Origin of the sequence: Mycobacterium sp. 1245801.1 (assembly GCF_001673055.1) — a bacterium.
In the GTDB taxonomy this organism is placed as follows: Bacteria; Actinomycetota; Actinomycetes; order Mycobacteriales; family Mycobacteriaceae; genus Mycobacterium; species Mycobacterium europaeum_A.
Genome location: NZ_LZKY01000101.1, coordinates 1 through 21,857, shown reverse-complemented (window position 1 = coordinate 21,857; position 21,857 = coordinate 1). Strand labels below are relative to the sequence as shown.

Below are 21,857 nucleotides of genomic sequence, written 5' to 3'. Positions count from 1 at the left end.
CTGCCGTTCGTACGCAAGAATGCCGGGTGGCCACGAAGGGAGCCTCAATGGCTGAGCTCGGCAACCTGGCAGGCACGCAGGGTGCGGAATGGATCGCCCGCCCGCCACACGAGGAACTGCAGCACAAGATTCGTCCACTGCTGCCCTCGGACGACCCGTTCTACCAGCCGCCACTGGGCTTTCAGCACGCCGAACCCGGGACAGTGCTGCGCTCGCGCGACGTCGAGCTGGCGTTCCTGGGCTTGATCCCGCAGCCGATCAAGGCCGTCCAGCTGCTGTACCGCACGATGGACATGAACGGCGAGCCGGAGGCCACCGCCACGACGGTGATCGTCCCCGCCGAGCTGGCGCCGGGGCGTCCTTGCCCGGTGCTGTCCTACCAGTGCGCGATCGACGCCGTCTCGTCCCGCTGTTTCCCGTCCTACGCACTGCGGCGCCGGGCGAAGGCGCTGGGCGCGATCGGCCAGTTCGAGCTTTTCCTGATCGCCGCCGCCGTCGCCGAGGGATGGGCCGTCTCCGTGCCCGACCACGAGGGCCTGCGCGGCCTGTGGGGCGCACCGTATGAACCCGGCTACCGCGTCCTGGACGGCATCCGGGCCGCGCTGAGTTCGGAGCGCCTCGGTCTGTCCGCCGAGGCGCCCATCGGGCTGTGGGGGTACTCCGGCGGCGGACTGGCCAGCGCCTGGGCCGCCGAGATGTGCGCCGAGTACGCGCCCGAACTGGACATCGTCGGGGCGGTGCTGGGCTCCCCCGTCGGGGACCTGGGCAACACCTTCCGCCGACTCAACGGCAGCTTCCTGTCGGGGCTGCCCGCGCTCGTGGTGGCCGCGCTCGCGCACATCTACCCCGATCTGGACCGGGTGATCCGCGAGCACACCAACGAGGAGGGGCGCGCGCTGCTGGACTCGCTGGAGAAGATGACGACGGTGGAAGCCGTCGTGCGGATGGCCGGCAAGGACATGGGCGACTACCTCGACGAGCCGCTCGAGCAGATCCTGTCCACCCCGGAGATCACGCACGTCTTCGACCACATCAAGCTGGGCGCCGCCGTTCCGACGCCACCGGTGCTGATCGTGCAGGCCGTGCACGACTACCTGATCGACGTCCACGACATCGACGTGCTGGCCGACGCGTATTCGGCCGGCGGCGCGCGGGTCACCTACCACCGCGACGCCTTCAACGAGCACATGATGCTGCATCCGCTGTCGGCGCCGATGGCGCTGCGCTGGCTGACGGATCGCTTCGGAGGCCGCCCGCTGACCGATCACCTGGTCCGGACCACGTGGCCGACGATGTTCAACCCGATGACCTACGTCGGCATGGCCCGGCTGATGAAGATCGCGGCCAAGGTCATCACGGGCCGCAAGATCGGCCGCCGTCCGCTATGACACGGGCGCTTCGGCGCCTCCCCCTCGCGCCGGCACCCCACCGGCGGGCCCCGGCTGCGGCGGAAACGCACCCAGGTCGTCGCGCGCGTCGGCGGCCACCCGCACGGCGTAGACCAGGGCCGCGATTCCGGCCGGCCACAGCAGGCTGACCGCGATCTGCAGCGGACCGTCGGAGAAGAACACCGGCGGCGCCTGCGTGACGTAGGCGACCGACGGGGTTTTCGACAGCGGTACCGCATCGAAGTCCAGCGCGCCGTAGCTCAGCCGCACCAGGCCGGCCCCCACCGCCGAGGCCGCCGCGTCGGCCCCCACCATGCCGGCCGACAGCGCGATGACCATTCCCGGTCCGCGGTGCTCGCGCCACTGCCACACCCAGACCGAGCCCACCACGGCCAGCGCGGTCAGCAGCCCCAGCATCAGGGCGGGGGCGACGAAGAAGTGCTCGGACTCGTTGCCCAGATAGTCGTGCACCCGCTCGCCCGAGCGGGTGAGGGCCACCACGGCGCGAATCGGCGGGGCGATCAAGGCCCACAGCCCGCCGATCGCCAGACCGGTCGCCGCCGACGCAAGCGCCACCACCAGGAGCGCGCGCCTGCGGCTCGACGCGGTGGTGGGCGCGGAAAGTTCGGCGGTGTCCGCCTTGGTCTGCTCGGTCACCGTTGCGTCTCCAGATCGGCGGAATCGACCTCGCCGTGCCGCGAACAGCGGGCCCGCCAGCCGTCGGGGCGCACCTGCACCACCATCCGGCGCCCGCATGCCGCGCAGAAGCGGGGAGGCTCAAGGCCCAGCTGGGCCGCTGTCGGCACGGCGGTGCCCCCTAATTCCCCGGTGTAGACGTTGTAGACGCCGGCACTGACTGCCGCTCCCAGGGCGCCCAGATCGCCAACCACAATCTTCAACCTAGCCGCGGCCGCCGGCCTACAAGCTGGCGTTGAGCCCCTTGAGGGGCATCTGCAGGTCGTCGAGCAGTTCCAGGTCGGATTCGGCGGGGCGACCCAGCGTGGTCAGGTAGTTCCCGACGATGACGGCGTTGATGCCGCCCAGGATGCCCTGCTTGGCGCCCAGGTCGCCCAGGGTGATCTCGCGGCCACCGGCGAACCGCAGCATGGTGCGCGGCAGCGCCAGGCGGAAGGCGGCCACCGACTTCAGCGCCTCGCTCGCCGGCATCACCTCCAGGTCGCCGAACGGGGTGCCCGGCCGCGGGTTGAGGAAGTTCAGCGGCACCTCGTCGGGACCCAGTTCGGCCAGTTCGGCGGCGAATTCCGCGCGCTGCTCGAGGGTCTCGCCCATGCCGAGGATGCCGCCGCAGCAGACCTCCATGCCGGCGTCGCGGACCATCGACAGCGTCTGCCAACGCTCCTCCCAGCTGTGGGTGGTCACGACGTTGGTGAAGTACGAGCGGGCGGTCTCGAGGTTGTGGTTGTAGCGGTGCACGCCCATTTCGGCGAGCTGTTCGACCTGCTCGGCCGTCAGCATCCCCAGCGAGCAGGCGATGTTGATCTCGACCTCGTTGCGGATCGCTTCGATGCCGGCCGCGACCTGGGCCAGCAGCCGCTCGTCGGGGCCGCGCACCGCGGCCACTATGCAGAATTCGGTGGCCCCGGACTTGGCGGTCTGCTTGGCGGCCTCGACCAGGCTGGGGATGTCCAGCCGGGCGCTGCGGACCGGCGACGCGAACAGGCCCGACTGCGAGCAGAAGTGACAGTCCTCCGGGCAGCCGCCGGTCTTGAGGCTGATGATGCCCTCGACCTCGACCTCGGGGCCGCACCAGCGCATCCGCACCTCGTGGGCCAGCGCCAGCAGTTCGTCGAGGCGGTCGTCGGACAGCTGCAGCACCCGCAGCACCTGGTCCCGGCGCAGTCCCTGGCCGTCCTCGAGCACCTGCTGCCGGGCCACCGCCAAGATGTCCTCGTCGTTGCCCGTATCGGCCGTCGGTCGAGTTGCCGCTTGAGTCACCAGGTACTCCCCTGCCTCTTTCTGGTGTCCGCGCGTGGGGACACATCTGCCACGTGGTGGTGGCAGCGGTGAATGAAAAGGTGTTCAAAGTAGGGTAACGGCCGAAGAACCCGCCCAACCTATGGGTATACGACCATGGTGACTCCGCACGTCGAAATCCTGGCGCACCACTACTTGCTGCTGGCGGCGCCGGCGTTTCTGCCTGCGGTGATCGTCGTCGGGGTGATCCTGTACATCGCACTGCGTGACCGGCGCGAGGGCCGCAACACCACGGGGTCCGAGCCCGAGTCCTCCCATGCCGACACGCCGGACAGAACGCGTGATTGACGAGCCAGGGATCGGGGCATTAAACAATCAATCACGAACCTACTTGACAGTAATAAGCGGTTGACTTCAGTCGGATTCTCCGGGGCAGCCCGGCGCGGTTGGGAGGCACGACGATGCGGTCGAATGAACTGACGATTGTTGCTGAGGCACCGGCACGCGGCGCCGGGCTCAATCAGGTGATCGGGTTATCCATCGCCGCGGCGGTAATCACGCTGCTGTTGCTGTGGGTGGGCCACGCCCACCGCACCCATCGCATCGAATGGCTGACCCGGGTCGCCGACAAGGTGGGCGACAAATTCCACCGCCCCGGTTGGGTCGCCCTGCCGGTCCTGGTGTTCACCACGTCGATCATCTGCGCGCTGTTCGGGTTCATCTGGGACGTCAGCTGGCATATCGGCAACGGCCGCGACCCGGGCCCACTGGCAAACCCGGCGCACTACTTCATCATCATCGGATTGTTCGGCATCTTCCTGGGCGGCATGACGGCGGTCGTGCTGCCGTTCGACCAGCCCGGCCCGGCCGCGGTGCGGATCACGCGGAACTGGCACGCGCCGGTGGGCGGCGTGCTGATGGCCGGCTGCGGGCTGTACGCGATGATCGGGTTCCCGCTCGACGACATCTGGCACCGCATCTTCGGCCAGGATGTAACCCTCTGGGGCCCAACACATTTGATGATGATCGGCGGGGCCTGTTTTTCGCTGTTCGCGGTGCTGATGCTGGAGCGCGAGGGTGAGACCGACGAAGGCGAGGACGTCTACCACGGCGCCTTCATCACCTTCCTGCGCTACCTGTCCTTCGGCGGCTTGTTCATCGGCTTGTCGGTCTATCAGATCGAGTTCGACTTCGGCGTCCCGCAATTCCGGCTGGTGTTCCAACCGATGCTGATCGCCGGCGCGGCCGCGCTGGCGGCGGTCGCCGCCCGCATCACCATGGGCCGGGGAGCGGCCGTCATCGCGGCCGTCTTCGCGATCGCCCTGCGCGGCGGCGTCGCCCTGCTGGTCGGGCCGATACTCGGCGCCCCGATCAACTGGTTCCCGCTCTACCTCGGCCCCGCGCTGGCCGTCGAGTTGATCGCGCTGACGCCGGTGTTCAGGCGCCCCGTCGTCTTCGGCGCGGTCGCCGGGCTGGGAGTGGGCACGATCGGGCTCTGGCTGGAGTCGCTGTGGATCGCGGCGGTCTACCACTACCCCTGGCCGATCAGCATGTGGGGCGAGGCCCTGGCGATGGCCGTGCCGGTTGCGGTCCTGATGGGTATGTGTGGCGCCATGTTCGGCATGGTGCTCACCGGACAGCGCCTCCCCGGGCGCGCCATCGGGATCTCGGTGGTGGTGGCCACGGTCCTGGTGATCGGCGGCGCGGTGGCCAACGGCCTGCACATCCTGGTGCCGAGCAAGAACAACGCCACCATCACGTTGACCGACCTGCCCAGCGCCCCGGGGCAGCGCATGGTGTCGGCCGACGTCCAACTCCTGCCCGCCGACATGGTCAGCGACAATCCGGACTGGCTGACGATCCTGTCCTGGCAGGGCCGCATGAATAACGACCGCGGCCTGATCATCGACCGGCTCGCCAAGGTCGGGCCGGGGCACTACCGCTCCACCCAGCCGGTTCCGGTGTGGGGCGACTGGAAGACCCTGCTGCGGGTCCAGGACGGCCGCACGATGACGGCCGTGCCGATTTGGGAACCGGCGGACGCCGCCATCCCGGCCCCAGAGGTCCCCGCGCTGACGTCGAGCACGCGGCCGTTCGTCCTGGAAGTCACCATCCTGCAGCGTGAACGCGACCAAAGCGCACCCGCCTGGTTGTTCACCGCTGGTGGGATCGTGGTGCTGTTCCTGACGCTCATGGTGATCGCCGGCTTGACCTGGGGCGCCGGCCGGCTCAACAACTCCCTGGCCGAGCCGGAACCGGTGGAAGACAAGCAGCCGATCCCGCGGGCGGCATGAACCCATGACGCTTCGCGGCACCCTCAGCACGGCATGGGCGGCGGCGCTGGTGTGCGGCCTGGTCGGCTGCGGTGGTTCGGCTGACAAGTCGCCGGCGGCACCGCTGACCGTCGACGTGACCATCGCCCACGGTCAGGTCACCCCGACCAACGCCACGCTGCAGGCCAAGGTGCATCAGCAGATCACCCTGCACGTGACCAGCGACGCCACCGACGAGCTGCACGTGCATTCGACGCCCGATCACAAGTTCGCGGTCCAGGCCGCCCCCAACCAGACGTTCGGATTCGCCGTCGACGTGCCGGGCAACGTCGCGGTGGAGCTGCATCATCTGGACCGCACCATCGCGACCATCCAAGTGCAGCCGTGAGCTCCGCCGCCGCGGCGGTGGTGCTCGCGCACGGGCTCGGTGGTTCGGGTGATCTCCCGGTGCCCTATGCCTACGCGATGGTCGGGGCGGCATGGGCCTTGACGTTCACCTTCGCCCTCGTGGCGTTCGCCTGGCGCCGGCCGCGGTTCGATCCGCTCAAGCCGGGCCGGCCCCTACCGACGGCGCTGACGACCTTCGTCGACTCCCGGGTGGCGCGGGGGTTCGCGGCCGGGCTGGCCCTGGCGTTCGCGGCCTGGGTGGTGGCCGCCGGGGTATGGGGTCCCGAATCGGAGGCCAACGGGCTGCTCGGCGCGTTCTACGTGCTGCTGTGGGTCGGGCTGGTGGCGGTGTCGCTGATCATCGGGCCGGTGTGGCGGGTGATTTCGCCGATGCGCACGATGTATCTGCTGCTGCGGCGCGTCACCCCGGAACGGCTCGGCCGACCGCGGCTGTCCTACCCGGAAGGCTGGGGCTATCGACCCGCCGCGTTCGGCCTGTTCGCCTTCGTCTGGATGGAGCTGGCCAGCCCGAACCCGGCGTCGCTGCCCTGGGTCAGGACGTGGATCGCCTGCTATGCCGTGCTGATGTTGGTCGGCGCGTGGCTGTGCGGACAGCGCTGGCTGGCCCGCGCCGATCCCTTCGGCGTGTACAGCGTGGCCGTCTCCCGGCTCTCGCCGTTTCGCCGCAACCCGGAGACGCGGCGGATCGTCGTCGGAAACCCGCTCGACCATCTGCCGTCGCTGCCGGTGCGGCCCGGCGTGGTGGTCCTGCTGGCGGTGCTGCTGGGCTCGACGGCGTTCGACAGCTTCTCGTCGTCGCCGACGTGGCGCGGCTTCTCCGATCAGCTCACCCGCGAATTCGGCGCGCCCCCCACACTGGCGTCGTCGATGCTGCGTACCGTCGGGCTGATCGTCTTCATTTGCGTTGTGGCGGTGACCTTTTCGCTCGCCGCGCGCGCCACCGGCGGCGTCGGCGCAGAGCAGCGTCGCGAATTGCCCGGCCAGATGGCGCATTCGCTGATCCCGATCGTGGTGGGCTACATCTTCGCGCACTACCTGTCCTACCTGGTGGAGCGCGGACAGCAGGCGGTGTTCGCGCTGGCCGACCCGTTCGGCCACGGCTGGAACCTGCTCGGCCTGGCGCACCTGCATGTGGCGTACGTGTTGTCCATGCACCCGCCGGTACTCGCCGCGGTGAAGGTGACCTGCGTGGTCACCGGGCACATCGTCGCGGTGATCGCGGCCCACGACAAGGCGCTGCGGCTGCTGCCCGCCGGCCATCAGCTCACCGGGCAGCTGACGATGATGCTGGTGATGGTCGGCTACACCTTCACCGGTTTGTATCTGCTCTTCGGGGGGTAGGCGTCCGGGCGTGCGCTACCTCACGCCGTCGGAAGAAGCCGCGCCGCGGCGTCGGGGGCCGAGTCCACGCCGGGTCGGTTGATGCGGCCCACCGAGTCGATCCCCGCGGCCGAGCAGGACCCGGGCCGGAAAAAGATGCGTCCCCCGCGCGCGCTGTCCTGGATCAGCATTCAGTCCAAGGTGATGCTGATGCTGCTGGTGTCCAGCCTGGCGTCGCTGGGCGTGATCGGGACCGTCGAGTACGTCGCCGCGCGCAACGCGTTGTTGCCCGCGGCGTCCGAGCGGATGACGCAGTTGCGCGAGGCGCAGAAACGCGCGATCGAGACGCTGTTCTCGGACCTGTCGGATTCGCTGGTCGTCTACAGCCGGGGCACCACCGCGCTGGAGGCGGTGCAGGCCTTCACGGCCGGCTTCGACCAGCTGGCCAACGCGCCCGTCGACCCCGGCCAGCAGCGGGCGCTGGTGGATTTCTACACCGAGCGGCTGATCAAACCGTTGGAGCGCGACACCGGAAACAGGCTCGCCCTGGATGCGGTGCTGCCCAGCAACAACTCACAGCGCTATCTGCAGGCGCACTACACCGTTGCGGCGCACGGGTCTTCGAACGGGTCCGCGCCCGACGACGCCGGCGACGGCAGCGCCTGGTCGGCGGCCAACGCCCGCTTCAACGACTACTTCCGCGAGATCGCCACCCGCTTCGAATACCGCGACGCGCTGCTGCTGGACACCCGCGGCAATGTCGTCTACACCGTCCGGAAAAGCGCCTCGCTGGGCACCAACGTGCTCACCGGCCCGTATCGCCAGTCCAATCTGCGCGACGCCTACGAGAAGGCGATGGCCGCGAACTCGGTGAACTTCGTGTGGATCACCGACTTTCAGCCGTATCAGCCACAACTCGGCCAGCCCATCGCCTGGTTGGTCGCACCGATCGGCCCACCCGGCAGACCGGCCGGGGTGCTGGCGCTGCCGCTGCCGATCGCAAAGGTGAACCGGATCATGACCGCCGACAAGCAGTGGCGCGCCGCGGGCATGGGCCAGACCGCCGAGACCTATCTCGCGGGGCCGGACAACCTGATGCGTTCCGATTCACGGCTATTCATCGAGGACCCGCAGCGATACCGGCGAGAGGCGCTGGCCGCCGGTGCCCGGCGCGAGACCGTCGACACCGCGATCAGATGGGGCGGCACCACCCTGGTCCAGCCCGTGGCCACCACGGCCGTGCGCGCAGCGCAGCGCGGTGAGACCGGAACGGTGACCGACACCGGCTATCTGGGCCAACGTGAGCTCGCGTCCTACGCCCCGCTGTCCCTGCCGAATTCCGACCTGCACTGGTCGATCGTGGCCACCCGGGAAACCTCCGAGGCCAACGCCCGGGTGGCGTCGCTCACCCAGACACTGATATTGACCACTACCGCAATGGTTTTCGTCATCTGCGTGGCCGCGCTGCTGGTCGCCCAGATATTCGTGCGGCCCATCCGCAGGTTGCAGGCCGGCGCCCGGGAGATCGGCGCCGGCAACTACGACGTCTCGATCCCGGTCACCTCACGCGACGAAATCGGCGAGCTGATGGCCGCTTTCAACGAGATGAGCCGCAACCTGCAGATCAAGGAAGAACTGCTCAACGAACAGCGCAAGGAGAACGACCGGCTGCTCGCCTCGCTGATGCCCGAACCGGTGGCCCGGCGCTACCGCGAGGGTGAGCAGACCATCGCCCAGGAGCACCAGGACGTCACGGTCATCTTCGCCGACATCGTCGGCCTCGATGACATCTCGGGCAAGCTGTCCGGCCGCGAGTTGGTGGGCATCGTCGACGAGCTGGTCCGCGAGCTCGATTCGGCCGCGGAATCCCTGGGCATCGAACCGATTCGCACGCTGCACAACGGCTACCTGGCCAGCTGCGGCCTGAACTTCCCCCGCCTGGACAGCGTGCACCGCACCGTCGAATTCGCCGTCGAGATGCGCGACATCATCGCGCGCTTCAACAGCAAGACGGGCTACCACCTGGCCCTGCGGGCGGGCATCAACACCGGCAACGTGATCAGCGGGCTGGTCGGGCGATCCAGCGTGGTCTACGACATGTGGGGCGCAGCGGTCAACCTGGCCCATCAAACCCGCAGCAGCACAACACAATCCGGAATCTATGTCACCGCCCAGGTCTACGAGGTGATGCACGACATCCGTCAGTTCACGCCGGCGGGCACCATCACGGTCGGCGGCGTCGAGCAGCAGATCTGGAAACTGTCGGAAGGGCAGGGGCAGTGAGAACCTTCGACTCGTCATCGCTTTACTGGGCCGCCGGGGTGGTATTCGGTCTGCCGCTGCTGCTGATCGCCCTGACCGAGTGGCATCAGAGCCTCCTGCGCAAGAACAGTCCGCTGGCGCGGCCCGTCCTGCTGCTGCGCAGTTACCTGATTCCGCTGGGCGCCCTGTTGGTGTTGCTGGTGAACGTGGCCAGGATGCCGGCCCAGTTCACGTCGGTTCGGGTGCTCGCCACGGTGTTCGGGTTCGTGGTGCTGGTGCTGCTGCTGTCCGGGCTCAACGCAACGGTTTTCGAGGGCGCACCGCAGGGGTCCTGGCGCCAGCGAATCCCGGGCATCTTCCTCGACGTGACCCGGTTCGTGCTGATCGGGGTGGGTCTGGCGGTCATCTTCTCCTACGTCTGGGGCGTGCGCGTCGGCGGCCTTTTCACCGCGCTGGGCGTGACGTCGGTGGTCATCGGTCTGATGCTGCAGAATTCCGTCGGTCAGATCGTGTCGGGCCTGTTCATGCTGTTCGAGCAGCCGTTCCGGATCGGCGATTGGCTCGACACCCCGTCGGCCCGGGGCCGCATCGTGGAGGCGAACTGGCGTTCCGTGCACATCCAGTCCGGCCACGGCCTGCAGATCACGCCGAACTCGGTGCTGGCCACCACCTCGTTCACCAATCTCAGCCGCCCGGCCGGTGCGCACCAATTAGCCATCACCACAACGTTTTCCGAGATCGATCCGCCGGATCGGGTGTGCGCGCTGCTGGAGCGGGTCGCCAACGCACTGCCGCAACGCAGGCCCAACGCCGTGGCGACGGCGGTGCCCGCCGGGGCCGCCGAGTACCGGGTGACCGTCGGGCTGAAGTCGCCGGCGGAGGACTCCGCCGCGCAGGCCGCGTTTCTGCGCTGGCTGTGGTACGCGGCGCGGCGCGAGGGCCTGCACCTCGACGGCGCCCAGGATGACATCTCGACGACCGAGCGTGTCGAGAAGGCGCTGCGCACGGTGGTGGCGCCGGCGTTGCGGCTCAGCCAACCGGACCAGCAGGCGTTGGTGGCGCACGCCAGGATCGTTCGGTACGGGGCCGACGAGATCGTCGAGCATGCCGGGCGAGTGCCCGCCAAGATCACGTTTCTGGTCGAGGGCGGCGTGCGGTTGACCGCCACCGCCACGGACGGCACGGCCGTCGCGGTCGGCGAGCTGGACGAGGGCTCGTTTCTTGGCGTGACCGCGCTGACCCGTCAGCCGAACCTGGCCGACGCGCAGGCCATTGGGGAGGTGACCGCGCTGGAGATCAATCGCGATCACCTGGTCCAGCTGGTGACGGGCAAGCCGCTGCTGCTGCAGGACCTGGGCCGAACCATCGACGAGCGGCGCGCCCGGGTGCAGCAGGCGATCGCGCCGGAGTTCGCGACGACGGGCGGCTGATCCGATGGTGGCGACCCGCCGCGCCCGGCGACCCGCCGCGCTTGCGATCGCCACTAAATCGGGTGCTCGACCTTCTTGTTGCCGTCCCAGCGGCGCAAACCCGTGAAGCTGCCCTCGATCTGGGCGGGCCGGCCCGCGACGCGCAGCGCCCGGCCGAGTTGGGCGCCGCCGACGCGCCGTGCCATGGTGACGTGCGCGGTCCACTGGCCGGGCAGGCTGTTGGGCATCGGTCCCGGCCTCAAATGCGGCCCGCAGCAGCGGTGCACCTCGGCGTGCAGGGCCAACAGCTCTTCGGTCGGCACCACCAGCCGCGCGAAAACCGCACTGGCGCGGCCGAATAACACCGGTGCACCGATGACGCAGGGCAGCGGCAGCCGTTCGCTCACCGCGCGCAGCGGCTCGTCGACGTCGGGCGCGATGCCTTCGGCCACGGCCAGGGTCACGTGCGGCCGGCTGGCCGGGGCCTGACTTGGTATCCCCGCCGCGGCCAGCGCCTCCCAGATGTTGCGGATCGCCGCCTCGGTGTCGCGGTCGAAGACCAGCTCGACGGATCCGACCATCAGCCGACCAGCGCGGCGACCCAGTCGCGGTCGAAAGCCTGGGTGCACAGCGCCGCAAAGTCGGCGGCGTCCAGCGCTGCGGCCCCTTCGGGCAGCGCGGCGCGCACCGCGGCCAGCCGGGCCAGCGCGGACCGATTCGTCGTCTCCACCACGCCGGGCCGCCGGGGCCAGCTGCCGATGACCAGACCAGCGCACGAAACATGATGCGCGGCAAGCGATTCCAGGGTCAGCGCGGTGTGGTTGAGCGTACCCAACGACGGCCCGACCACGACCAGCACCGCGGCGCCCAGCGCGACGGCGAGATCGCGTGCGGTGACACCGTTTTCGCCGAGCTCGACCAGCAGTCCCCCGGCCCCCTCGACCAATGTGAGCCGCCCCGGCCGGTCCAGCTCACCGATGAGCGCCAGCAGCTGCTCGCGGGTGGGCAGCGGCATTCCGGCCGCCTCGGCGGCGGCCACCGGCGCCATCGGCAGCGGATAGCGGCCCAACCCCGCCAGCTGCGTCACCCCGGATAGCCGGGCCACCTCGGCGAGGTCGTCGTCGCCGGCGTCGACGCCGGTCTGGACCGGCTTGCACACCGCCACGTCGATGCCGGCCTGACGGGCGTGACAGGCCAGCGCGGCGGTGACGACCGTCTTGCCGACCCCGGTGTCGGTGCCGGTGACGACCAGAACCGTCACCGGTGTGCCTCAACCCAGCTCGGCGAGCACATCGGAGAGCACCCTGCGCGCGACCTCGAGCTCGGCGTCGTCCAGCGACGCGCGCGCGGTCAGCCGCAGCCGCGACGTCCCGGCGGGCACGGTCGGGGGGCGGAAGCATCCCACCCGCACGCCGGCGTCGAGGCAGGCGGTCGCGGCGGCCACCGCGACGTCCGGGTCGCCCAGGATCACCGAGACCACCGCCGATTGCGGCACCTCGGCCACCCCGCAGACCTCGGCGAGCATGGCGGCGTGGCGCAACACCGCGTCCGGGCGCCAGGGTTCGGACCGCAGCACACCCAGCGCGGCCCGCGCGGCGCCCACCGCCGCCGGGGCCAGGCCGGTGTCGAAGATGAACGTGCGCGCCGCGTCGATGAGATGCGCCCGCACCGACGCCGGCCCCAGCACCGCGCCGCCCTGGCTGCCCAGCGCCTTGGACAGCGTGGTGGTCATCACCACGTCGGGCGCCCCGGCCAGGCCGGCCTCGTGCAGCAGCCCGCGCCCGCCGCCGCGCACGCCCAGGCCGTGCGCCTCGTCGACGATGAGCAGGGCGCCGTGCGCGCGGCACACCTCGTGCAATTCGCGCAGCGGCGCCAGCGCGCCGTCGGTGGAAAACACGGACTCGGTGATGACGACCGCGCGCTCCTCGGCGCGCGTCTGCAGCGCGGCCGCCACGGCGCCGACGTCGCGGTGCGGCGTCACCGCCACCCGCGCCCGCGACAGCCGGCAGGCGTCCACCAGCGACGCGTGCGAGAGCTCATCGGAGACCAGCAGTGAACCCCGGCCCGACAACCCGACGACGGCACCCAGGTTGGCCGCGTATCCGGAGGAGAACAGCAGGCCCGACTCCGCGCCCACGTAATCGGCCAGCTCGGCCTCGAACTGCTGGTGCAGTTCGGTGTCGCCGGTGACCAGCCGGGATCCGGTGGCACCGGCGCCCCACATGCGCAGCGCGGCGACGCCGCCGTCGATCACGTCGGGATGCTGCGACAGCCCGAGGTAGTCGTTGGAGGCCAGGTCCAGCTCGGTGGCGACGGCCGGACGCGGCCGCAGCGCGCGGCGCAGCCCGGCCTCGCGGCGCTGCCGTTCCACCGCCTCCAGCCAGGCCAGCGGGGAGACCTCGATGGGTGCCTTCATCGCCCTAGAGCCTACGAGAGCCCGTTCGCGTCGCCACCTCGACCATCGCCGAGGTGATCTGCGCGATCTCGCGGGGCGTGCAGATGTAGGGCGGCATGGCGTAGACCAGGTTGCGAAACGGGCGCAGCCAGACGCCGTGATCCAGGGCCGCCGGGGTGGCGACGGCCAGGTCGACCGGCCGCTCGCATTCGATGACGCCGATGGCGCCGCGCACCCGCACGTCGCGCACGCCCGGCAGCGCCCGGGCGGGCTCGAGACCGGCCGCCAGCCCGGCGCCGATCTCGGCGACCCGCGACCGCCAGTCCTGCCCGAGCAGCATCTCGACGCTGGCCACCGACACAGCGCAGGCCAGCGCGTTGGCCATGAACGTGGGGCCGTGCATCAGCGCTCCCGCCTCACCCGCGCTGATGGTGTGGGCGATGTCGGCGGTGCACAAGGTGGCGGCCAGGGTGAGGTATCCCCCGGTCAGCGCCTTGCCGACGCACATGATGTCCGGGCTCACCCCCGCGTGGTCGGCCGCGAAGAGTTCGCCGGTGCGCCCGAAGCCGGTGGCGATCTCGTCGAAGATGAGCAGCACGTCGTGCCGTCGACAGATGTCGCGCAGGTCGCGCAGGTATTGCGGGTCGTGGAAGCGCATGCCGCCGGCGCCCTGGACGACCGGCTCGACGACGACCGCGGCCAGTTCGGCGGCGTGGCCGGCCAGCTGTTCCTCGAACGCCGCGCTGTAGGCGGGGTCGTAATCGCGGGGCACCTGCGGGGCGAACACCTGCCGGGCCAGGATGTCGGTCCACAGCGAGTGCATGCCGCCGTCGGGGTCGCAGACGCTCATCGGGGTGAAGGTGTCGCCGTGGTAGCCGCCGCGCCAGGTCATCAGCCGGTGCTTGCCGGGCCGATCGCGGCTGCGCCAGTACTGCAGCGCCATCTTCACCGCCACCTCCACCGACACCGAGCCGGAGTCGCTGAAGAACACCGTCTGCAGCTCCGCCGGGGTGATGTCCACCAGCAACTGGGCCAGCCGCGCCGCGGGTTCATGCGTCAGCCCGCCGAACATGACGTGGTTCATCGCGCCGAGCTGGGCCGTGAGGGCCGCGTCCAGCACCGGGTGGCCGTGCCCGTGGATGGCGGTCCACCAGGAGCTCATGGCGTCGAGCGCCTCGACCGGCTCGCCGTCGCGGATCAGGGTGAGCTTGGCGCCGCGGGCACCGACCGCGACCACGGGCGCGACGGACTCGGCGCCGATGGTGCTGTACGGGTGCCACAGGTGCGCGGCGTCGATCGCGCTGATCTGCTCGGGCGTCAGCCCGGCCTTCGCCGCCGGCATAGTGATCGAGGGTAAAGCAGCCGATTCGCGCAAAACTGCGACGTCGGGAAGCATGGGACAGCATGGCCACGTCGCAGCAGTCCGAGGGCGCAGCGCCGGGACCCGAGGCCGACCCCGCGCTCGGGCCGGGCTGGTCCAGGGACACGCACTACCCGCTGGTGGACTACGACGCCGAAACCGCCGCAGGGCCCCGCGTGTTGCGGGTGCGGGTGGCGCCCTGGGACATCATCTGCACGGTCGTGCTCCTGGTCCTGCTCGCCGTGCTGGCCACGGCGACCACCTGGCCGACGCGGCTTTTCGGCTTTCTGGCGAACGTCTGCGAGGACGAGACCTGCGGGCCGGTCCCCTACGGCCTGGACCTCTACATCCACCCGGTGGTGTGGGGGGGCATCGGCGCGGCCATCACCGCCGCCGTCGTCGGCCCGGTCGTCTCGATCCTGAAGGGCTGGTACATGTCCTTCTGGCCGGTGCTGGCGCTGGCGCTGGTCATGGTCAGCTCGGTGGCCGGGTCGCTGCTGACGATGTTCAGCGAACGCTACTGGCTCTGATCACCCGGCTGGTCCCGCCGGCCCCGGCGCGCGGCTTCGTCGCCGACTGAGACCGAAATCACAACTGCGCATACGGAATTCGGTGCTCCTGTCACCGTCCGGTCACGGTACGACAAAAAATCCCGCCTGGGCCTGGCGGCTAACACCATCTGTTGTCAAAGTGGCTTGTGTGACTGATGTGAATCAGCGGGCGACCGCTGAGTCACTTCGCAAGTGCCATGGACGGCGTCGGCCCCAGCGTGGAGGCCGCCGCTCGGTTCATGAACCGGGGGCGGACGCGCGAGGTCACCGCGTCGAGGCCCATTGAGCGCCTGGAGAGGCCAGGGAAAGGCCACAAAAATGAAACGCATCTACGCCTTCGCGATCGGTTTGGCCCTGCTCGGGGCGCCGATGGTGGCTCCCACCATCGCGACCGCCGACCCGGGCGCCAGATCGATGGACTACCAGCAGGCCACCGATGTGGTGATCGCCCGCGGTCTGTCGCAGCGCGGTGTGCCGTTCTCCTGGGCCGGTGGCGGCATCAACGGCCCCACCCGCGGCACCGGCACCGGCATCAACACCGTCGGTTTCGACGCCTCCGGGCTGATGCAGTACGCCTACGCCGGCGCCGGCATCAAGCTGCCCCGGTCGTCGGGCGCGATCTACCGGGTCGGACAGAAGATCCTGCCGCAGCAGGCCCGCAAGGGTGACCTGATCTTCTACGGCCCCGAGGGCACCCAGAGCGTCGCGATGTACCTGGGCAACAACCAGATGCTCGAGGTCGGCGACGTTGTGCAGGTCTCCCCGGTGCGCGCCAACGGCATGACGCCGTACATGGTCCGGGTGCTCGGCGCCACGCCGGCGCAGCAGACGCCGCTGCAACAGGCACCGCAGCAGCTGCCCGGCCAGCAGGCCCCCGCCCAACAGGCCCCGACGCAGCAGGCCCCGGCGCAGCAGTCGCCCTACCAACAGGCCCCCCAACAGCTGCCCGGTCAGCAGGCCCCGCTGCAGCAGTCGCCCTACCAGCAGAGCCCGCAACAGCTGCCCACCCAGCAGGCCCCGCTGCAACAAGCCCCGACGCAGCAGGCGCCGCTGCAGCAGTCGCCGTTCCAGCAGGCGCCTGTGCAGCTGCCGGCCCAGCAGACGCCGTTGCAGCCGACCGGCGCCGGCATCGGCAGGTAATTTCCGGGCCGTGTGTTGGCCGTCCGACACCCGCCACTGGCTTCCCCGCCCCGCTGAGCGGCCTCGCCGCCGCGAGCTGTCGGGAGCTCGTGGCGGGTTTTCGGTAAATTAACTGGCGATCATGCCGACCCCGCCACCGTCTCCTGCACCGGACGCCACCGCCGATCCGGTCGCGACGGGAGCGCGCAAAACGGGGTCCCAGGGGTTCTATCGCTACGACCTCGACGGCCTGCGTGGCATCGCCATCGCCCTGGTCGCCGTCTTCCATATCTGGTTCGGCCGGGTCTCCGGCGGCGTGGACGTGTTCCTGGCGCTGTCCGGATTCTTCTTCGGCGGCAAGATCATCCGCACCGCGCTGAACCCGGCCGTGCCGCTGTCGCCGGTGGCCGAGGTGGTCCGGCTCGTCCGGCGGCTGGTTCCCGCGCTGGTCGTGGTGCTGGCCGGGTGCGCGGTGCTGACCATCCTGGTGCAACCGGAGACCCGCTGGGAGACCTTCGCCGACCAGAGCCTGGCCAGCCTGGGCTACTACCAGAACTGGGAGCTGGCCAACACCGCCTCGGACTACCTGCGGGCGGGCGAGGCCGTCAGCCCCTTGCAGCACATCTGGTCGATGTCGGTGCAGGGCCAGTTCTACGTCAGCTTCCTGCTGTTGATCGCCGGGCTGGCCCTGCTGTTCCGGCGCGCGGCCCGGCTGCGGATCGCGCTCGTGGTGGTCCTGTCCGCGTTGACGGTGGCCTCATTCGTCTACGCGATCATCGCCCATCAGCAGGACCAGGCGGCCGCCTACTACAACAGCTTTGCGCGGGGCTGGGAGTTGTTGCTGGGCGCGCTGGTCGGCGCGCTGGTGACCCGCGTCCACTGGCCCATGTGGTTGCGGACGGTGCTGGCCACCGTCGCGCTGGGCGCGGTGCTGTCCTGCGGGGCGCTGATCGACGGCGTGCAGGAGTTCCCCGGCCCGTGGGCGCTGGTGCCGGTCGGCGCCGCCATGCTGATGATCCTGGTCGGAGCCAACCTGCAGAGCGGCGCCGGTGGCCGGCTGCCGCTGCCCAACCGGCTGCTGGCGACGCGGCCCCTGGTGGAGCTGGGCGCCATGGCGTACGCGCTCTACCTGTGGCACTGGCCGCTGCTGATCTTCTGGCTGTCCTACAGCGGTCACAAGCACGCCAGTTTCGTCGAAGGCGCGGTGCTGCTGCTGGTGTCGGGGGTGCTGGCCTATCTGACCAACCGGCTCGTCGAGGATCCGTTGCGCTACCGCGCCTCTTCGAAGCCGGCCGCCGCGCCGGCGATTCCGTGGGCGACGCGCCTGGCCCGGCCGACGATGGCGCTGGGATCGGCGGTCGTGCTGCTGGGCGTGACCCTGACGGCGACCTCGTTCACCTGGCGCCAGCACGTCACCGTCCTGCGGTCGGCCGGCAAGGAGCTCAGCGTCCTCAACCCGCAGGACTATCCCGGCGCCCGCGCCCTCACCGAACGCGTGCGGGTGCCCGCTCTGCCCATGCGGCCCACCGTCTTAGAGGTCAAGCAGGACCTGCCCGCCTCGACCCGGGACGGCTGCATCAGCGACTTCGTCAACCCCGCGGTGGTCACCTGCACCTACGGCGATGTGGCCGCCGACCGGACCATCGCGCTGGCGGGCGGGTCACACGCCGAACACTGGTTGCCCGCGCTGGACATCCTGGGCAAGTTGCACCACTTCAAGGTCGTGACGTATCTGAAGATGGGCTGTCCCCTGTCGACCGAGCAGGTCCCGCTGATCATGGGCAACAACGCCCCCTACCCGCAATGTCGGGAGTGGGTGCAGCGAACGATGACCAAACTGGTCACCGACCGGCCCGATTACGTGTTCACCACCACCACCCGGCCGTGGAACATCAAGTCCGGCGACGTGATGCCCGCCACCTATATCGGCATCTGGCAGACGTTGTCCGACAACAACATTCCGATTCTCGGGATGCGGGACACGCCGTGGCTGGTGAAGAACGGCCAGCCGTTCGACCCGGCGGACTGCCTCGCCAAACGCAACGGCACCCCGCAGTCCTGCGCCATCAAGCGTTCCGACATGCTCTCCGACCGCAACCAGACGCTGGACTTCGTCACGCAATTCCCGCAGCTCAAGGTGCTCGACATGACCGACGCGATCTGCCGCGCCGACGTGTGCCGCCCAGTCGAGGGAAACATCCTGATCTATCACGGCGCCCACCACCTCTCGCCCACCTATGTGCGGACCATGGCGCCCGAACTGGGCCGCCAGATCGCCGAGGCCACCGGCTGGTGGTGACCCGCCTTACTCCTGGCCGCTAACGCGGGTGGGGGCAACCGCGCGCGGATAAGGTCGATAGGTGTCAACCAACAGTCCCGCTTCAGAACCAGGCGGTAACCACCAACCCAAGCTGGCCACCGTGTGGCCGGGAAACCCTTATCCGCTCGGCGCCTCCTACGACGGCGCGGGGACCAACTTCTCGTTGTTCTCCGAAATCGCCGAGAAGGTCGAGCTGTGCCTGATCGACCATCGCGGCAGCGAGTCGCGGATTCCCTTGGACGAGGTGGACGGATTCGTCTGGCACGCTTATCTGCCGAACATCACACCCGGACAGCGCTACGGCTTTCGCGTCTACGGCCCGTTCGAGCCGGCGGCCGGTCACCGGTGTGACCCCAGCAAGCTGCTGCTCGACCCGTACGGCAAGGCTTTTCACGGCGACTTCACCTTCGGTCAGGCGCTGTTCTCCTACGACCTGAAGGCCGTCAACCCGAACGGTCCCAACGCCGACGGGCTCGACCCGGGGATTCCGCCGATGGTCGATTCGCTGGGCCACACCATGACCAGCGTGGTGAGCAATCCGTTCTTCGACTGGGGATCCGACCGCGCGCCGCTGACCCCGTATCACGAGACCGTCATCTACGAGGCCCACGTCAAAGGGATGACGCAGACCCATCCCAGCGTCCCCGAGGAGCTGCGGGGCACTTATGCCGGGCTGGCCCACCCGGCGATCATCGATCACCTCCACTCGCTGCGGGTCACCGCCATCGAGCTGATGCCGGTGCACCAGTTCATGCACGACCAGCGGCTGCTGGACCTGGGTCTGCGAAACTACTGGGGCTACAACACTTTCGGCTATTTCGCGCCCCACAATCAGTACGCGGCCAACCGCACGTCGTCCGTCGCGGAGTTCAAGTCGATGGTGCGCAGCTTCCACGAAGCCGGCATCGAGGTGATCCTCGACGTGGTGTACAACCACACCGCCGAGGGCAATCACCTGGGGCCGACCATCAACTTCCGCGGCATCGACAACGCCGCCTACTACCGGCTCGTCGACACCGACCTGCGGCGGTACAAGGACTACACCGGTACCGGCAACAGCCTCAACCCGCGCCACCCGCACGTGCTGCAGCTGATCATGGATTCGCTGCGCTACTGGGTGACCGAGATGCACGTCGACGGGTTCCGCTTCGATCTGGCCGCCACGTTGGCCCGCGAGCTGCACGACGTCGACCGGTTGAGCGCGTTCTTCGATCTGGTGCAGCAGGATCCGATCGTCAGCCAGGTCAAATTGATCGCCGAACCGTGGGATGTCGGCGAGGGCGGTTATCAAGTCGGAAATTTCCCGGGTTTGTGGACCGAGTGGAACGGGAAGTATCGCGATACTGTGCGCGATTACTGGCGGGGCGAGCCCGCAACCCTGGGCGAGTTCGCTTCCCGGCTGACCGGGTCGTCGGACCTGTATGAGGCGACCGGCCGGCGTCCCAGCGCCAGCATCAACTTCGTCACCGCGCACGACGGGTTCACCCTGAACGACCTGGTGTCCTACAACGAGAAGCACAATATGGCCAACGGGGAGGACAACCGGGACGGCGAGAGCCACAACCGATCGTGGAACTGCGGCGTCGAAGGCCCCACCGACGACCCCGACATCACCGAGCTGCGCTGCCGCCAGATGCGCAACTTCTGGGCGACGCTGATGCTCAGCCAGGGCACGCCGATGATCGCCCATGGCGACGAGTTCGGCCGCACCCAGAACGGCAACAACAACGTGTACTGCCAGGACTCCGAATTGTCTTGGATGGATTGGTCTTTGGTCGACAAGAACGCCGACCTGCTGAAGTTCGCCCGCCGGGTGAGCACGCTGCGCAAGCGGCACCCGGTGTTTCGGCGGCGCCGGTTCTTCGAGGGCGAGCCCATCCGCAGCGGCGACGAGGTGCGCGACATCGCCTGGCTGAATCCGAGCAGCCGCGAGATGACGCACGAGGATTGGGGCGAAAGCATTCACAAGTGCGTGGCGGTGTTCCTCAACGGCGAGGCCATCAGTGCACCCAACGCGCGCGGTGAACGGGTCGTTGACGACTCATTTCTGTTGTGTTTCAACGCCGGTGAAGAGCCGGTGGAGTTCGCGACGCCAAACAGTGACTATGCGAAAGAGTGGACCGTGGAACTGGACACCAACGAACCGACGGGCCGCAAAGAGGGGGCCGACCAGGTGGTGACCGCCGAGGAGAAGGTGTCGCTGCCCTCACGCTCGCTGCTGGTCTTGCGTAAGACGCAGTGACGCATGGCCTTACCCGTCATCTCCACCTACCGGCTGCAACTACGTGGTGAATCCAGTGGGTTCGCATTCACTTTCGCCGACGCGGAAAACCTGCTCGACTACCTGAACGACCTCGGGGTGTCGCACCTGTATCTGTCGCCGATCATGACCGCGGCGCCTGGGTCCAGCCATGGCTACGACGTCACCGACCCGACGACGGTGTCGCCCGAGATCGGCGGCCGCGACGGCCTGGCGCGGTTGTCGGCCGCGGCGCGGGAGCGCGGCATGGGCCTGATCGTCGACATCGTGCCCAACCACGTGGGCATCGACGTGCCCCAGCAGAACCCGTGGTGGTGGGACGTCCTGCGCAACGGCCGTTCCTCGCCCTACGCAACGTATTTCGACATCGATTGGGACCTCGACGACGACGGCCGCATCGTGCTGCCGGTGCTGGGATCCGACGACGACGCCGCCGACCTCACCGTCGACGGGGACCTGCTGCGGCTGGGTGATCTGGCGCTGCCGATCGCGCCCGGCACCGCGGGGGGTACCGGACCCGAGGTGCACGACCGCCAGCACTACCGGCTGGTCGGCTGGCGCAACGGCGTGTGCGGATACCGTCGTTTCTTCTCGATCACGATCCAGGCTTGCGGGCCGGTCAGTTCGCGCAGCCACGCCAGGTACCCGCACGGATCCGACAGGCCGTCGGGGTGGTCGATGCGGATGCCGTCGACCAGCCCCTCGGTGAACCACCGGCCGACCTCGGCGTGGGTGGCGTCGAAGACCGCGCGGTCCTCCTGGCGCAGCCCGGCCAGCGAGGTGATCGAGAAGAAACGACGGTATCCGCACACGCCGTTGCGCCAGCCGACCAGCCGGTAGTGCTGGCGGTCGTGCAC

At 69.2% G+C, this 21,857-nt stretch carries 17 protein-coding genes and 2 pseudogenes; 12 read left to right on the top strand and 7 right to left on the bottom strand.

Annotated elements, in window-relative coordinates; all coding sequences use genetic code 11:
- Positions 1-47 precede the first annotated feature (47 nt).
- A complete protein-coding gene (locus tag A5622_RS06145) occupies positions 48-1,388 on the top strand; it encodes a lipase family protein (protein WP_066877318.1) in 1,341 nt (446 codons plus the stop codon).
- Here A5622_RS06145 and A5622_RS06140 read toward each other — a convergent pair.
- The 3 genes from A5622_RS06140 to bioB are packed head-to-tail and all read right to left on the bottom strand — an operon-like array spanning position 1,383 to position 3,344.
- Entirely contained in the window at positions 1,383-2,045 is a 663-nt protein-coding gene (locus A5622_RS06140) for a DUF2567 domain-containing protein (protein ID WP_066877316.1), read from the bottom strand. The two genes, A5622_RS06145 and A5622_RS06140, sit on opposite strands and share 6 nt — an antisense overlap.
- Entirely contained in the window at positions 2,042-2,278 is a 237-nt protein-coding gene (locus tag A5622_RS06135) for a hypothetical protein (RefSeq protein ID WP_066864141.1), read from the bottom strand. Before A5622_RS06135 ends, A5622_RS06140 begins: the two co-directional genes overlap by 4 nt.
- A 28-nt stretch (positions 2,279-2,306) precedes the next feature.
- On the bottom strand, positions 2,307-3,344 hold the full coding sequence (gene bioB / locus A5622_RS06130; RefSeq protein ID WP_066864144.1) for a biotin synthase BioB: 1,038 nt from the start codon (positions 3,342-3,344) through the stop codon (positions 2,307-2,309).
- Positions 3,345-3,479: 135 nt separating this feature from the next.
- Here bioB and A5622_RS06125 point away from each other — a divergent pair, with 135 nt between their 5' ends.
- The 6 genes from A5622_RS06125 (at position 3,480) to A5622_RS06100 (ending at position 11,016) form a co-directional block, all read left to right on the top strand.
- A complete protein-coding gene (locus A5622_RS06125) occupies positions 3,480-3,671 on the top strand; it encodes a hypothetical protein (RefSeq protein WP_066864147.1) in 192 nt (63 codons plus the stop codon).
- 113 nt (positions 3,672-3,784) lie between these two features.
- On the top strand, positions 3,785-5,617 hold the full coding sequence (locus A5622_RS06120; RefSeq protein ID WP_066864220.1) for a hypothetical protein: 1,833 nt from the start codon (positions 3,785-3,787) through the stop codon (positions 5,615-5,617).
- A 4-nt stretch (positions 5,618-5,621) separates the two neighbouring features.
- Positions 5,622-5,984, top strand: a complete 363-nt coding sequence (locus A5622_RS06115; RefSeq protein ID WP_066864150.1) for a hypothetical protein — start codon at positions 5,622-5,624, stop codon at positions 5,982-5,984.
- Positions 5,981-7,345, top strand: coding sequence for a hypothetical protein (locus A5622_RS06110; protein WP_066864153.1), 1,365 nt, complete (start codon positions 5,981-5,983; stop codon positions 7,343-7,345). Before A5622_RS06115 ends, A5622_RS06110 begins: the two co-directional genes overlap by 4 nt.
- Positions 7,346-7,426: 81 nt before the next feature.
- Entirely contained in the window at positions 7,427-9,607 is a 2,181-nt protein-coding gene (locus A5622_RS06105; protein ID WP_066864157.1) for an adenylate/guanylate cyclase domain-containing protein, read from the top strand.
- Positions 9,604-11,016 (top strand): mechanosensitive ion channel domain-containing protein, encoded by a 1,413-nt coding sequence (locus A5622_RS06100; RefSeq protein WP_066864160.1) that lies wholly within the window; start codon positions 9,604-9,606, stop codon positions 11,014-11,016. Before A5622_RS06105 ends, A5622_RS06100 begins: the two co-directional genes overlap by 4 nt.
- A gap of 53 nt (positions 11,017-11,069) precedes the next feature.
- On the opposite strand, the gene A5622_RS06095 is transcribed toward A5622_RS06100, so the two are convergent.
- Genes A5622_RS06095 through A5622_RS06080 form a run of 4 tightly spaced genes read right to left on the bottom strand, consistent with a single transcriptional unit; the run spans position 11,070 to position 14,732 of the window.
- Positions 11,070-11,576: a 2'-5' RNA ligase family protein gene (locus tag A5622_RS06095; RefSeq protein ID WP_066864163.1), complete on the bottom strand. Its 507-nt coding sequence runs from the start codon at positions 11,574-11,576 to the stop codon at positions 11,070-11,072.
- Positions 11,576-12,256, bottom strand: a complete 681-nt coding sequence (gene bioD, locus A5622_RS06090) for a dethiobiotin synthase (protein ID WP_066864168.1) — start codon at positions 12,254-12,256, stop codon at positions 11,576-11,578. The genes A5622_RS06095 and bioD overlap by 1 nt, the downstream gene beginning before the upstream one ends.
- A gap of 9 nt (positions 12,257-12,265) precedes the next feature.
- Positions 12,266-13,411, bottom strand: a complete 1,146-nt coding sequence (locus A5622_RS06085; RefSeq protein WP_066864171.1) for an 8-amino-7-oxononanoate synthase — start codon at positions 13,409-13,411, stop codon at positions 12,266-12,268.
- 4 nt (positions 13,412-13,415) lie between these two features.
- Complete coding sequence (locus tag A5622_RS06080) at positions 13,416-14,732, bottom strand: adenosylmethionine--8-amino-7-oxononanoate transaminase (protein ID WP_066877314.1); 1,317 nt, start codon at positions 14,730-14,732, stop codon at positions 13,416-13,418.
- 62 nt (positions 14,733-14,794) lie between these two features.
- Here A5622_RS06080 and A5622_RS06075 point away from each other — a divergent pair, with 62 nt between their 5' ends.
- From A5622_RS06075 to A5622_RS06055, 5 genes and pseudogenes are all read left to right on the top strand, one after another.
- Positions 14,795-15,280, top strand: coding sequence for a hypothetical protein (locus A5622_RS06075; protein ID WP_082972110.1), 486 nt, complete (start codon positions 14,795-14,797; stop codon positions 15,278-15,280).
- Between the two features lie 339 nt (positions 15,281-15,619).
- A pseudogene (gene ripD / locus A5622_RS06070) lies at positions 15,620-16,282 on the top strand (NlpC/P60 family peptidoglycan-binding protein RipD); the annotation flags it as partial.
- Positions 16,283-16,562: 280 nt separating this feature from the next.
- Positions 16,563-18,719: an acyltransferase family protein gene (locus A5622_RS06065; protein WP_066877310.1), complete on the top strand. Its 2,157-nt coding sequence runs from the start codon at positions 16,563-16,565 to the stop codon at positions 18,717-18,719.
- Positions 18,720-18,780: 61 nt separating this feature from the next.
- A complete protein-coding gene (gene glgX / locus A5622_RS06060) occupies positions 18,781-20,982 on the top strand; it encodes a glycogen debranching protein GlgX (protein WP_066877308.1) in 2,202 nt (733 codons plus the stop codon).
- A gap of 3 nt (positions 20,983-20,985) precedes the next feature.
- Positions 20,986-21,600: pseudogene (locus A5622_RS06055) on the top strand (alpha-amylase family glycosyl hydrolase); the annotation flags it as partial.
- Positions 21,601-21,857: the final 257 nt, after the last annotated feature.

Coding starts and splice junctions, on each gene's coding strand:
- A5622_RS06145 (WP_066877318.1), top strand. CDS start 48: ATGGCTGAGCTCGGCAACCTGGCAGGCACGCAGGGTGCGGAATGGATC.
- A5622_RS06125 (WP_066864147.1), top strand. CDS start 3,480: ATGGTGACTCCGCACGTCGAAATCCTGGCGCACCACTACTTGCTGCTG.
- A5622_RS06120 (WP_066864220.1), top strand. CDS start 3,785: ATGCGGTCGAATGAACTGACGATTGTTGCTGAGGCACCGGCACGCGGC.
- A5622_RS06115 (WP_066864150.1), top strand. CDS start 5,622: ATGACGCTTCGCGGCACCCTCAGCACGGCATGGGCGGCGGCGCTGGTG.
- A5622_RS06105 (WP_066864157.1), top strand. CDS start 7,427: ATGCGGCCCACCGAGTCGATCCCCGCGGCCGAGCAGGACCCGGGCCGG.
- A5622_RS06095 (WP_066864163.1), bottom strand. CDS start 11,576: ATGGTCGGATCCGTCGAGCTGGTCTTCGACCGCGACACCGAGGCGGCG.
- A5622_RS06085 (WP_066864171.1), bottom strand. CDS start 13,411: ATGAAGGCACCCATCGAGGTCTCCCCGCTGGCCTGGCTGGAGGCGGTG.
- A5622_RS06080 (WP_066877314.1), bottom strand. CDS start 14,732: ATGCCGGCGGCGAAGGCCGGGCTGACGCCCGAGCAGATCAGCGCGATC.
- A5622_RS06075 (WP_082972110.1), top strand. CDS start 14,795: ATGGCCACGTCGCAGCAGTCCGAGGGCGCAGCGCCGGGACCCGAGGCC.
- A5622_RS06065 (WP_066877310.1), top strand. CDS start 16,563: ATGCCGACCCCGCCACCGTCTCCTGCACCGGACGCCACCGCCGATCCG.